Source organism: Cohnella baijiui (assembly GCF_020731285.1).
GTDB lineage: Bacteria > Bacillota > Bacilli > Paenibacillales > Paenibacillaceae > Cohnella.
Map to the genome: position 1 here is coordinate 44753 of NZ_JAJFOW010000025.1, position 13863 is coordinate 58615.

6 protein-coding genes are annotated in these 13863 nt (G+C 59.3%); all 6 read right to left on the bottom strand.

From position 1 onward, the window contains the following. Positions 1-110: 110 nt before the first annotated feature. The gene (locus tag LKX83_RS20430) at positions 111-8213 is read right to left on the bottom strand and encodes an S-layer homology domain-containing protein (RefSeq protein WP_227884343.1); all 8103 of its coding nucleotides are present in this window, start codon (positions 8211-8213) and stop codon (positions 111-113) included. A 515-nt stretch (positions 8214-8728) separates the two neighbouring features. Next, positions 8729-9796 carry an N-acetylglucosamine kinase gene (locus tag LKX83_RS20435; protein ID WP_227884346.1) on the bottom strand — a complete coding sequence of 356 codons (1068 nt, stop codon included), beginning with the start codon at positions 9794-9796 and terminating at the stop codon, positions 8729-8731. 35 nt (positions 9797-9831) lie between these two features. After that, positions 9832-10518, bottom strand: coding sequence for a sugar isomerase domain-containing protein (locus tag LKX83_RS20440; protein ID WP_227884348.1), 687 nt, complete (start codon positions 10516-10518; stop codon positions 9832-9834). Between the two features lie 12 nt (positions 10519-10530). Continuing rightward, on the bottom strand, positions 10531-11385 hold the full coding sequence (locus tag LKX83_RS34450) for a carbohydrate ABC transporter permease (RefSeq protein ID WP_227884350.1): 855 nt from the start codon (positions 11383-11385) through the stop codon (positions 10531-10533). A 16-nt stretch (positions 11386-11401) separates the two neighbouring features. Then, positions 11402-12328, bottom strand: coding sequence for a carbohydrate ABC transporter permease (locus LKX83_RS20450; RefSeq protein WP_227884351.1), 927 nt, complete (start codon positions 12326-12328; stop codon positions 11402-11404). A gap of 87 nt (positions 12329-12415) precedes the next feature. Next, positions 12416-13807, bottom strand: coding sequence for an extracellular solute-binding protein (locus tag LKX83_RS20455; RefSeq protein WP_227884352.1), 1392 nt, complete (start codon positions 13805-13807; stop codon positions 12416-12418). Positions 13808-13863 lie beyond the last annotated feature (56 nt).

A 13863-nucleotide genomic window follows, 5' to 3' on the forward strand; every position in this document is an offset into this window, starting at 1 on the left:
ATATCCTCCCGTGCGGTTCGATGTGGGTACGTAAAAAGCCAAGAGGGATGCCGTTTTGCTCAACGGCATCCTCTTTGGTCGAAGCGGTCTTCCAAACGCGGGACTTGCGATTAGGAGCGAAGCAGGTTGTCGATGACCTGCGCGGCTTCCGCGCGAGTCGTCGCGCCCTTCGGCGCGAATTGTCCGCCGTCCCGGCCGTTGATCAAATGCAGCGCTGCGGCGGCGAGGACATCGTCGGCGGCCCAGGCGGAAACCTTGGCCATGTCCTTAAACGGCGTTCCTCCCGCTTTGGCGGGCTGCCCGCCTTTCAGGATCGCGTAAGCCTTCACCGTCATGACGACCATCTCCTCGCGGGTGATGACACCGTTCGGATCGAACGTATTCACGCTCTTGCCCTTGACGATGCCGGCCCCGTAGGCGATCGAGATCGCCTCCGCGTACCAGGCGCCGGAGGCGACGTCCGCGAATCGAACGTCCGACGTTTTCGTCAGCTTCAGCGCTTGAACGAGCATCGATGCGAACTCCGCTCGCGCAACCGAGCGTCCGGGCTCGAAGGTCGAGGCGCCGGTGCCCTTGACGATTTGTTTGGCGACCACCCCTTGAATCACGTTGTACGCCCAATGCTTGTTCGTCACGTCCGCGAAGTTTTTGGTCAGCTGCAGCACCGCGTATGCGCTGAAGTGGCGGATCTGGGCGACGTATTCGCCGTTTTCGTAAGTTCCGCCTATATATTCGAGCGCCCCGTCGTCGGCGATGTAGTAGATGCCCGCCAGCTTCGGATCGAGTCCCGGATCGGCCTTCAATCGGATCGTCATCGGCTGATCGAACTTGGAGAGCGAAGCCGTTCGGCCGCCCGCCGATGCGATGGAGAAGACGAAGTTGTAAATCGAGCCTTTCAGTTGAACGTCGAAGCCGGTGGCTTGGCCGCTCTTGGCCGCGATCGCTTGCGCGTCCGCCGCGCTCACGGGATCGAACTTGAGCGAGATTTGGCCCGCTTGCCGTTCGTCCGCCGGGAGTTGGTCGGCAAGCTGCCGGATCAGCCCGGCCGGCACGTCCAGGGTGAGCGCGCCGGACGCGATGCGCAGCGTTCCGCCGCTCAGCAGCTCGGCCGCTTGCGCGGGAAGCGCCACTTCGCGCGTGCCGGCCGGCGCGTTGACGGTCGCCGTGCCGCCCGCGCCCGCCCGAAGCTGATCCGCCGTGACGACAATCGTACCGTTAATCGGCGTCGGCGTTGGTGTCGGCGACGTTGTTGGCGTTGGTGTCGGTGTTGGTGTCGGTTCGCCCGGTTCGGCGGCTTCCACCGTTACGTTCGCCGTGGCGGAGAAGCCGCCGTCCGTCGTCGTGACGGTGACGATCGCGGTCCCTTCGCCGATCGCCGTGACCGTGCCGTCCGCCACCGTCGCGATCGAATCGTCGCTCGAACGCCATGCGACCGACGAATCCGTCGCGTCCGCAGGCGAGACGTCGGCCTTAAGGATCGCCGTTTCGCCCTTTTTCAGGCTCAGCGCCGTCCGGTCCAGCGAGACGCCGGCAACCGGCGTTTGCTCCGGCGGCAAGGACGTCTTGCCCGGCACCGTTACGGCGAATTCGACCGTATTTGCCGTTCTGCCGTCCGACGTCCTCGTCACGACGAGCGCGACTTGGACCGTCGTTTCGGCTTCCGGAGGCGTAATCGTGCCATCGAGGGCGATCACCTCCGGACGGCTCGACGAGGCGATCGCCACTTCGAAGCCTTCCGGCACCTCAGGCAAGCTTAGCTTCGCCGCGTCCTTCGCGGGGGCGGGAATCCCCGCAATCCCCGACGCGACGACTTCCGGCGTCAACAGGATCAGCTTCGCGGGCACGGTCACGTCGATCGGAACCGTATCCGCCGCGCTGACGTCCGAGAGCCTCGTGACGGTCAGGACGAGCGTAACCGTCGCCGCCTGCTCCGGCAGAACGATCTTTCCGTCCGTCCCGACGACACCCGGGTCGGACGACGATTTGATCGCGATGCCGAATCCGGCCGGCACGGCCGGCAGCGTCAGCGCCGTCGCGTTTGGCAGCGGAGGCGCGACAGCCGTAATCGAAGCCGCCACTTCCTCGGCCGTTTGTCCGGAAAGGACGGCCAGCTCTTTCGCATCCCGCACCCGGATGCGGTCGCCTTCCGCGTATTTGCCGGACAAGCCGACGGCGGAGAGACGATCGCCAACGCGAATGTCCGGGATCGGTCCGCTTTGGTTTGCGATATAGCCGTCCACGAATACCAGAACCGGACCGCTGCCGTCATCGACCACGATGGAGTTGCTGTCGGGCATCTCTGTCACGGTGCCTGTTACCCGGACCAATTGTCCTTGGTAAGCCGGCGATATCGAATCCTTCGTGCTGACCGCCTTCGGTGCGAGAGGCGTGCCTTCGCTAACCTTGACGATGCTGTTGTCGAATTTGTCGAATTCGATTTCCGTGTTGTTCTCGAATACTTTGATATGCCCGTAGACGCGCACGACGTCTCCGAGCTTCAGCGTGCCTTCCGGCACATCGTTAAACGCCATGATGCCGCCGGTCTCGTCCTGGACGTAAGCCGCGTCGAAGAAGACGCCGGCCGCAGTCGTGACTTGGCCTTGGATCAGCACTTCCGTTCCTTCCGGCAGCTGCCGCGCCTGACCGATCGGCGTAACCGGCTTCTCCAGATGCGACAGCCAGTTCATCGCGTTGCGCGCCAGTTCGTCGTTGCCGTTGTCGTTTTTGAGCTGCAAGTCGTTGAATATATTCATCCCGGAGACCACGATGCGGCCGCCTCCGGCCAGCGTCTCCGAAGCGATCGCCGGGATGATCGCGCCGCCGGTCAGATTGGCGGGCGCCGGCGAGGTGGATACGTTGTACTGGACCGTATCGGCCTTGATCTGGCCGGCCGAGATTTGGAACGTCGAGTCGTTGCCCCATGCCAGCACGGTGACCGGTCCGCCGTCCTGCAAGGCGACTTTGTTGCCCGCGCCGTCGTTGCCCGCCAAGCTCGAACCGCTGTAATACTCGATCGTCGGCACGAGGTCGGTCAGATGATTGCGCACGGGCTGCGGATACAGGCGGACCGCGTAATTCGAGGTGAGCGGATTGGACCAGAAGTTTCCGTCCTTCGTCTCGTCGGCGATGCCGTCGTTGTTGACGAGAATGCGAGAGCCGATCGCGCTGAGGATCGGATTCAAATTCTGGTTGCTGCCGCTGCCGTAATTGCTCTTCTCCGAGAACCAGACGGAGCCGCCCCCGTCGACGTACGTTTTGATGGCCGCGATTTCGGCCGTCCCGTACGCGGTCGCCGGATGCGAAATGTACAGCACGCTGACGCCCTTCAAGACCGTATCGGAGAGCGGGGACGCATTCTCCTTCACGGTGTATCCCAGCTGCCGCATCTGCGTCGTGAACATCTGGAGTTTGTCTTTGTACGTGGCGCTGGCATCTTTCGTCGTATTTTCGTTATTTCTCGAGGCGTCGATCAGGATCGTCTTGCCCAACGGAGCTTTGACCGCTACGGCCTGCTGGTACTGGTAGCCTCCCAGATCCTGGTCCGCGGTCAGCGCGACAATGAGCATGCGGTCGCCGACGGCCGGCTCCGACCAGACGACGCTGGCCGTCGCCGATTGCCCGACTTTGAGGGAGGCGATGTCGGCTTCCCCGATCGGGTGGCTCAGATCGTCGTAGTAGAACTTGGCCTTGACGTTCGTGACGTCGACGGTGCCCATGTTCGAGAGAACGGCTTGCAGCGTCGCCGGCACGCCGCCGATAACGGCGCCTTCCGCGATGGCGACGTTGCTGATTTTGACCGCCACCGGCACCTCCGGCGACCAGAACGGCGCCGAGTAGATGCGGTCCCCGTCGGCTTGGGTGATCCGCACGACGAACCATTGCTGCCCGCCCATGACCGTCGTTGTCGGCGTCCAGCGGAACGAAGTTTCGCTGCTTTTCGGCACGTACGTGTCGACGACCGTGCCGCCGTTGGTGATCAGCTCGGCTTTGGCGACGCGGTCGTCGCTCGGCGTTTTCAGGTAGCCGTACTTCGGATCGGTCTTCTCTTCCAGGACGTCGTCGCTGAAGCGAATGTCGAAGTTCAGCGTCTTGGAATCGACCGTCGACCCCATATACCAGCCGTTCGCCGTCGCGTCGAGCTTCGCGTTCGGGTCTTCGGTGAAGTAGACGCGCATTTTGCGCATCGCTTCGAGCAGCGACTCCTGGCTTAGATCCTTGGACACGATGACGGTCCGTTTATTCGTTTGGCCCCAGGTGGCGTCATGATTGTCTTCGCCGTAGGTCGGCGCGATGTGCCAGCCCAGATCCAGCGCGTTGAAAAATTTGTCCTGTACGTTCACGTAGGAGTATTTGCCCGAGCCGTTGCCGACTTCGAGCATCGTAAACAGCTTGTCTACGTTTTTGTCGTACGGGATAAAGTTGTCGAACGCGTTGGCGGACATGCCCGGATGGTTGAACTGCGCGACGATGTTGTCGTACGTCAGCACCCAGGCATAATAGCTTTTCAGGTCTTGGTATTTGCCGCCGTCCTGCTTGCGGTCGATGAAGTTGTCCGTTCCGAACACGTTGGAGTGGCCCCACGTCGTGGAAGTCATCTCGAACGCCGGGAAGACGACGAAATCGCCGTTTTTCGTATATTGCGAGGCCAGGTTTTTGGTCAGCTGCCAATCCGAGCCCCCCGTGCGCTCCGGCATCCCCTTGTGCTCCACGGTGTCCGTGCCGACCAGCGAGGAGTCGATGTCGTGGGAATGATCCGAAAACGCGAACCAATCGTAGCCGTAGTATTGGGCTGCTTTGAGCGCGTCTTCGGGATTGCCCGAAGCATCGTGGGAAATATTCGTATGATTGTGCGTCGTCCCGTAGTAGTGGTTGCCCCCCGTGAACCGCTCCGCGACTTTGAAGGTCCACGTCTTGACGGACGGGTTGCCCAGCTTGTCCTGAACGGACACGGTCACCGTATGGACGCCCACGCCCAAATCGTCCGCCGGCGTCAGCGTCAGCTTCACCGAAGATTCGGTGACGACCGCTTTGGCCGTATAGTCCTTGTCGTCGAGCTTCAGCGTCGTCTTGGAGACGTCGACGCCGCTCGGGTCTTCGTATGCGGCCGAGATTTCGGGATGCATCGTCTCGATCTCGTCATTCTCCGCCGGCAGCACCTCGCCGAACGCCGGGCCGTCGCGGTCCTCCACGACGTCGATCGCGATCGGAGCGGCGGCGGTCCCTTCGCTCTTGATTTCCCCGACGCCTTTCGCCTCCACGTAATAGAGCAGCTTGCCAGGCGGGACTTGCTCCTTCGGAATCGCGGCGTTGTAGTTCAGCCGGTCCGCCGAGAGGAGCGGCAAGGGAGCGTAACCTGCGTCGCTCTCGCCTTTGAAGTACAACGTGACCGAATCGGCGTACTTGGCCGTCGCTTTGACGACGACGTCCGCGCCGACGTAGGCTTTGTCAAGCCGCGTATGGCTGAACTGCAGCTGCCCCTGAACGTCCGCGGCGTTCCGCGGAAGCAGATAGTAGCCGCTCGTATAAGGCGACGCCGCCTTCGACTGGCCGACGATGCCCGTGAAGGTGAACGACTCCCCGAGCCCGATCGCGCCTCCGGCCACGTCGATGCCCGAAGCGGCGAGAATGCGCACGACGGCCGTGTTCCCCGCGTCGTCGGTCACGGTGACGTTGTAATCCGGACCGTCGACCGGAATGTTGGACACTTTGGCCTTCAGGAAAACGAGCTTGCCTTCCAGCGGCTCCGCCGAGGCGAATGCGGAAAGCTTGTCCGGCGTTACCGCAAGCGGCGAGAGCGACGCCTCTTCGGCCAGTTCCTCGATCGCCGTCGGGACGAATTGGGTCGTGCCCGCCGTGAAGGCGACCCGGCCCGTCAAGCGATACTTGTGACCCTTCAAGACGGCGACGGCAGGCGCCTTGCCGCCCAGCGCCTGGATGCCGCCCGAGGCGTCCTGCAGGTAGAAGTTCGTTTTCTCGGCGCCGAGCGCCTGGTTGTCGGTCGTCGCGACGCCTTCGACGGTCGTCTCGTATCCGAAATAAATCGGCACGCCGTTGGCGTCCGTTTTGCGCAGCTCCCCGATCGGCATCGCCGCGCCCGCGCCGGGGGCGGCGTCGATCCGCGTGTAGAAACTTTCTTTGTAGACGTCGGTATGCGTGACGTAGACGGCCGTATGCGCGCCCGCGTCGGCAACGGCAATTGTGAACGAGCCGTTCGCGGCGGCGGTCGTCTGGCCGGCCGGCGTCAAGGTTCCCGCGTCTTCGAAGTACGCCTTGACGACCGACGAAGCCGGCACTGCGCCGGCCGTCCCCGCGACCGTCGCCCCGGCGAAGGCGATCTTCGCGCGGTCCGGCGCCGCCTTGTACAAGGCGTTGCGGATCAGCACCTCCTGCGGATTGGAGGGAATCGCCGGCACGTTCATGACGAACTGCTGGGACGGGTTTCTCCAGAAGGCGCCGTTGCCCAGCCCGAACGCCGAGCGGGGATCGGAGCCCTCGTCCGTGCGGCGGAGCGCCGGTCCGCTGCCGATGTTGGACACGATAAACGGATTGCCCCAATGGGGCATGTCCAGCATGAATCCTTTGCCGTTGTTTGCCGTACCGTTGCCGAACGCAACAAGATCGATCAGGTCGGGATCTTCGTCGTTCGCGGGCGCACTAGTCTTGTGCGCGACGAACAGGATGCCGCCTGCCGATCCGCTCGGATTGAGGGACGTCGTCTGATCCGCGGCGACGGGGAGATCCGCCCCGTTCGCACCGCTGGATCCGGTGACCAGATAATAGCCGTGCGCCTTGATTGTGCCGGTCAGCGCGACGCCCGCGCTGAATGAAGTGGGGGCAGCCGACACGTAGCCGATCGACCATTGGCCGCCGAAAGTGATGTCGCGGTCGGTCGTGTTGTGCAGTTCAAAAAACTTCGTTTTGTAAAAGGCGCCGCTGTTGCCGGCGTTCGGATAAATTTGGCTGATGACGATATCGCCCGGCAAATAGGTGGACGTATCCGCCATCGAAACGGTCGTTTGGTTGCTCTCCAGCTTGCCGGCTTCTTTGGCGGCGATGCCGACCTGCGTCCGGCCGCCCGGATTCGGAATCGTCAGGAGGAACGAGCCGTCGCTCTCCGCGAAGCCCGTCGCGACTTGCACGCCATCCAGATAAGCGATGACGGTGGCGCCGCCGGTCACGGCCGAAGCCGCCCCTTTGACGGTCGTCGGATCGGCGAAGACGATCTTGGAAGCTGCCGGAGGCGCCGTTTTGGCGATGGCGATCGCGACCTTGTCGCTTTCCGTCTTCCCTTCCTCGAGTGCGGAAACGTAGACGGTGGCGGCGCGGCCCGGATTGTCCAGCTCGTAGGAAAACGAGCCGTCCGCCGGGCTGGCGTACGTCGATCCGGCGACCGACGTACCGTCCAGCGACAGCCGGACGGCGGCGCCCTTCGCGACCGCGCCGGCATCGCCGATTACCGTCTTGAAGTTGTCGCCGAAGCGGATTTTGCCCGCGGCCGGATTGGCCGACTTGTCGGGCGCCGGCTGGCCGGCTCCGTCCTTCGGCGTGCCGTTGACGTACACTTCCGCGATCCGGCTCGTGCCCGAAGCGCCGAAGGTGCCGTTCACGGCGTTCGTCGAATGGACAAGCCACCGTATGTATAGCGACGGCTGATCGTTCGCCTCGGCCGGCAGCGGCACGTTGACGAGCGCGGCCTTGTCGTCGACCCCGCCTTTGCCCCAGCTGCTGCTGCCGATCAAGACGGTTGCCGGATTGCCGTCGACGAGAACATCCTTCCAATCCTCGGTCTTGGTCAGCCGATACTGAAGCTTAAAATCTCTCGGTCCCGTATTCGAGCTGAGCTGCCGGGACGACAGGAGAAGATTGACATACCCCGTCGTGTTGACCGACGCTTCCCAATAGGCGGGCGCATTCGTCCAACCGGTTGCGCTGGCGACGGTAATACCGCTGATGGGTCCTGCAGTCGTAAAGTTCGCAATGGCCGAGCCCGTCGCGGTGATTTTCTGATCTTGGTTGGCCGCGTTCGAGCGGGTCACAGGAACGTCGGCAGTGCTGCCCGAGCCGCTACCGGCCCCGCTCCAATAGACCAATTCTTCCGCCCCGGCCGCATGGGCCAGCCTCCCGAACCCCGCGGGGTACAGGATCGTGACCAGCATGACGACGGCCATGACGATTCCCCAGCTTTTCTTGCTTTTCTGGACGATCCGCAACACTTCGTCTACCTCCCACATGTTTGATGCATTGCTGTCCGACGACTGTCCGCTTGTCCTTCTTGCACGCGTCGACGCGAATCCGTTCGCGCCGGAACCGCGTTTTCGCGATGACGATCTTCTACGCTTGACGACACCTTCGATGAGCCTTTTCTCAGACAGACATAACAACTTTAGTCGCAGATTGTCAGGCCAGTATTAATCGAATCGACATATTTCTACAGAATTGCGTAAAATGATGCTGAAAAAGGAGGAGGGTTAACAAACGCAGGAAGTCGGAAGCGGATTCGAAATCATTAAGCGTAGATTCGCTAGTAGAATCTGGTGCTATCTTAGTAGGGCCAACACAGGAAAAACTAGTATTAAATTAGAACAAGCGATTGCATCTATTTGAAGTAAGGAAGTTAAAGGCCTCTTAAATCAAACAAACGATAGAAACGAATAGAGCTCCCTAACGCAACCTCTTCTGCATCCAGAGGGGCGATTGGGAGCTTTCGCATGGCGTCCGGTGATCTCCATTAGGATTGGATCGTTTTACGTCCGGTCTCTTGATGGGCGTACAGGTATTTGCCGTATTGCGCGATGATGGTTTTATCGTGTTTCTTCAACCGGCGAATCAGCATGTCGTTCCACGGGATGCCCCGCTGTTTATTCCATAGCAAAAAAGGGCCGAACACCGGCTGCAGTTTTTGCGGCACGATGACGTAAGGGACGTTGGCCAATTGCGCAAGCCTCTGCCGGAAAGGCTCCAGCATCAGCTCGCCGATATTCCAGCTGCCTCCCGAGTAACTGATCGGAACGGGACGTATCCCGACTTCGAATTGCTTCAGAAACGCCGCGGTCAGCTCCGCCATGACGCCGCCGGCATTCCGGATGATTTGTCGCGAGATGCCGTCGCCTTCCTTCGCGCTCTTGGCGACGGACAGGCTGAGCCTCGCAAGCAAGCCTCGGTGCCGGTAGGGATACAGATCGTGAACCTTCTCCGCCAGCTCCCAAGCCGTCTGAAGCTTGGTCCTGTCCCTTTGGTCAATTCCCCACTTCACGCAGATTTCCTCTACCAGGCTGGTCGGGTTGCCTCGGCCGTCCAACGAATAGATGACGCTTTTCAGTCCCTGCAGGCCGATTTCATAACCGCTCCCCTCATCTCCGAGGATCGATCCGAAACCGCCCAGCACCATGGTTTTCCCGTGTATGGAGCGTCCATAAATGAAAGACCCGGTGCCGCTGGAGGCGAGCACGCCATGATCGCTGCAGAACGCGGCGGCAAGCGACGTCTCCTTTTCTTCGTAAGAATGTACCTCCGCTGAAATGTCTGCAGCTGAAATGGCCCTGTTCAACAGATCGCGCGACATGAGCACGGAAGCCGCGACCGCGGTAATTTGCCCCGGATGGACGGAAGCGTCGCCCAGTGCGGCTTGGATCGATTCCACGACGGATTGGACGGCGATATCGTGTCCGGCGAACACCTCGTTGGCCGAGCCCCCGATGCCGAACCCCAAAAGCTCGGCATCCTCGTTCAGAATGACGCTGATCGTTTTCGATCCGCCGCTTTCGATGCTCAGAATGTATTGTCGTATGGCTGCCAAGTTCGTTCCCTCCAACCTTGTCCAGCATGCTGTGTTTAATAGCCCAATTCTCGCACCCGCTGGTTTGCGGTATCAAATCGTTCGGATCCTCCCGGCAGATTGACGCTTATATATACTGTGGGTTTTATGCCCCGTTTCAATAGATGATCGGCAATCTGGACTTTCAAGCACCAGCCGATCACGGCAGCCGATATGCCCGATATCGGGGCCATTTTCTCTTCGAGCCCCGGCACTTCCAGAATGGCGTCTCCGGCCGCGGCATGTATATCCAAAACGTAATCCGCCGCTTCGAAAAGCCGCTGCCCTCCCGGATGTTCCGATTCCACTAGCGCCGAGAATGGCAATGAAGTTAACGCAGCGACCGTTACGCCGATTTTCTTCGCCTGAATGGCCAGTTCCACGACGAATGCATTCTTGCCCGACACCGAACCGATGATCAGCACGTCGCCTGAACGCAGGCCGGATTCTTTCACCGCGTTTTCCGCCCGGCCGATATCCGTTCCCTTTTCGGGCAGCTCCAGCGGGCGGATCAAGGCGAGCCCCCCGGCCCGGTGGAACAACTCCTGACTGAGCAGATGTCCCCTGTCGTACAAATACAGGGCGCCGCCTTTCGCGATCCGGTCCGCGACGGCTTCAGCAAACCGCTCGATATGGGGCAATTCGGACGCACCGAGCTTATCGATATGTTCCTTGTAAAATTGAAGCAGCCGTTCGGCCAGCATACGCACACTTCCTTACCCTTTTATTCCGCCTACGGTAAAACCGTTGATCAGCTTTTCCTGCATGAAGGCGTAAACGATCAGCACCGGCAGCAGCGCAATCCACATCGCCGCGAAAAGCGTGGTGAAGTCGGAAGCGTACTTCTGCTTCTCCACGAGATAGAACAATCCGACTCCGATCGTATATCTCTTGGGATCCTGTATGAGAATGTACGGATTCAAGTAGTCGTTCCATATCGCGATCATCGTGACCGTGGCGATGGCCACCAGACCGGGTCTGGCGAGCGGAAGCATGACGGAGAAAAACACGCGGAAATGCCCTGCGCCGTCGATGAAAGCCGCCTCCGCATATTCCCAGCTGATTCCCTTAAAGAAGGACATCAGGACAATCATGTTGAATCCGATTCCCGCCGTGTAGCCGAGCATGACGCCCCACTCGTTGAACAAGCCCAGATTTCTCATGAGCAGATACCAAGGCCCGAGCGTGCCGATCGCCGGAATCAACATGCTGAAGATCGACAGATTGTAGATGAACGTCGATCCTCTGAATTTATATTTCGCCATCACGTATGCCGGCAAAGCCGCGGACATGACCGTCGTAAAGGTGCCCACCGCGGTCATCCAGACGCTGTTCAGAAAATATTGTCCGATATGCGCTTCCTGCCAGGCGTTTGCATAGTTCGACCACTCCCACGTATTCGGAAGCGCCCATACGCTTTTGTAGAATGCGCGGTTGTTTTTAAGAGAATTGATGAACATCCAGACAAACGGATAAATCAGGGACAGGGCGTAGCCCAAAAAGAGAAGCTGCAGTACCCACTTCCATGCCGAGTGCCGTCTAACCGCGTACGTCCGCCGAACGAGTTCCACGCTTTCCGCCTCCCTCTTAGTAGTCCGCCGTATCCACCCTGTCCACCGCTCGTTTGACGAGGAAGGTCACCAGGGAACCGATCACCGCGAAAATGATGCCGAAGGTCGCGGCCATTCCGTAATTCCCGGCACCGAGCACGGCTTGGAACATTTCGAGAGCCGCGGTCGTAGAGGAGTGATTCGGACCTCCGTTTGTCAGCAGCAGCGGTTGAAGGTAGACCAGGAAAGCGCCGCTGGTGCCGAGAATGATGAAGGTGGATATCGTCGGCCAGATGGCCGGAAGGACCACAGAAAACAGTTCCTTCCAGAACGTGATGCCTTCCAATTTCCCGACTTCGTAATACTCGATCGGAATCCGTTGCAGCGCCCCGGTGAACATGACGTTATAGAAGCCGATGCCCGCCCACAGGCAGTAGACAATGACGGCGGGGAACGCGGTCTGGCGTTCACCCAGCCAGGAGCGCTGCCAATCCTCCAGGCCGAGAAAACCGAGAAGGCCGTTCACGATCCCGTTCGTGGGGTGCAGACTGAATTGATAAACCATGGTCAGCACAACGATCGACAAGATGGTAGGGAAGAAATATACGATCCGGTAAAAGCTTGCGAAAGGAAATTTCCGGCTTAAAATAACGGCTACGAGAATGGACAAGGTGATGAGCACGTAATTTACCGGAATGAAGAGGAGCGCGTTCGTCATGCCCGTTCTCCAGTAAGAACCGCCGATCAGCTCTTTCATGGCCTGCCTGTAATTGTCCAAGCCCACCCAAACCTGCTTCCCCGACACATAGTTCCAGCGCTGGAAGGAAAACAAGACGGTTTGGATCTGCAGATAGATGCCGAACACGGCGAAATACAATAACGGCCAAGCCAGCATAACGACGATGAAGATATTGCGTTGTACTTTGCTTTTGTTCCTGAAGCCGGACTTTCCGCCTTCGCTCATGCCGGTCTCCTTTCCGGATGGAACCAAGAAGGTCTGAATCCGACCGCATTCAGACCTTCCGCCCTGATCCCCATGATCCAAAATTCCTTATTTGCTATTAATCGTTTTTTGTTGCTCCTTCCACTTATCCGGCGCCGCGCCGACGTTCTTGTCGATGACTTGCTGCGGAGTCATGTCCCCGGATGCGATCGCCGCGTAGAAGTCGACGCCGCTAGGGCCATCGCCGATCGCTTGCGGTTCGTAAATATAGGAAACGGTTTTGTATTTGCTCAACATTTCGATCGCGCTTTTCGTAAAGTCGCTCAGGTTCATCCCGTCGATCGCATACTTGAAGGCGCGGGGCGCGCCGGTCAATTCGGTGAATTTGCGGTTCGACTCCTCCGTTGACGCCAGCAGCAGAAATTGTTTCGCGACTTCGATATGCTTGGATGCGGACGGGATGCCGCCCCAATCCCTGGAATCCGCAACCGACATCATTTCCTTTACTTTGGCATCGGCCGTTGGCGGAATCGGCATGATTCTCATCCGGAAGCCTTCCGGAATCGAGTCTTTCATCTCGTTTTCCATCCACGCTCCGTTAAAGATCATCGCTGCTTTGCCGTTCAGGAATTCCATCTGGGATGCGGTATGATCCAGCGCTTGCGTGCCTTTCATGATCCAGCCGTTTTTAAACAGGCTTTCCAATTGCGTATAAGTCTTCAGGAAGGCCGGATCTTTGTACAGATCAGGGATATCGCTTTCCTGCGGGTTCGTGAGTTTGTTTACGAATTCGTCGCCGCCGAATTGGGTATATGCCGGGAAGACGAGCGCGCTAAGGTAACCGGCGTATATGCCCGGATATGTAAACGGCGCGATTCCTTTGGCCTTCATTTCATTCGCCAGCTTCTCCATCTCTTCCCACGTCGTCGGATAAGTCCAGCCGTTCTTTTCGAAAATATCGACGTTATAAACGATGCCGAGCGGCGATTGGGACCATGGTACGCTGTAACGCTTGCCCAGCCATTGCTGGGAGTGCAAGGCCGTTTCCGTCGCGGTGTCTTGAATCGTTTTGCCATCCGGCATCGCCGTGGCGTATAGATCCGAGATATCGACCAGTTTGCCCGAAGGGCCCCACTTCTTCATTTGATCGAGTCCGTTCAGGAACACGACGTCCGGTACGTTCGTATTTCCCTCGATGCGGGGAACGATGATTTCGCCCATTTTCGGGCTGCCTTCCAGCTCTACGGTTACGTTTTTATGGGAAGCTTCGAACTGCTCTTTCAAGTACTTGAACCAGACATCGCCGTATCCTCCTTGGAAAAAGGCAACCTTCAGCGTGACCGGTTCTTGGTCGGCCGAATCACTGCTTTCCGTACCCTTCGCTGCAGGCGGCGTCCCGGATTCCGAAGCTGCGCCCGCATCGTTCTTGCTGCCGCATCCGGCCAAGATCAAGCCGAGGATCAGTACGATGGCTATTAATGAAAAAAACGGTTTTTTCACAGCCTTTTCCCCCTTCAAATATGCGATGTAAGCGTTTTTCTTACGATAGTAATGTT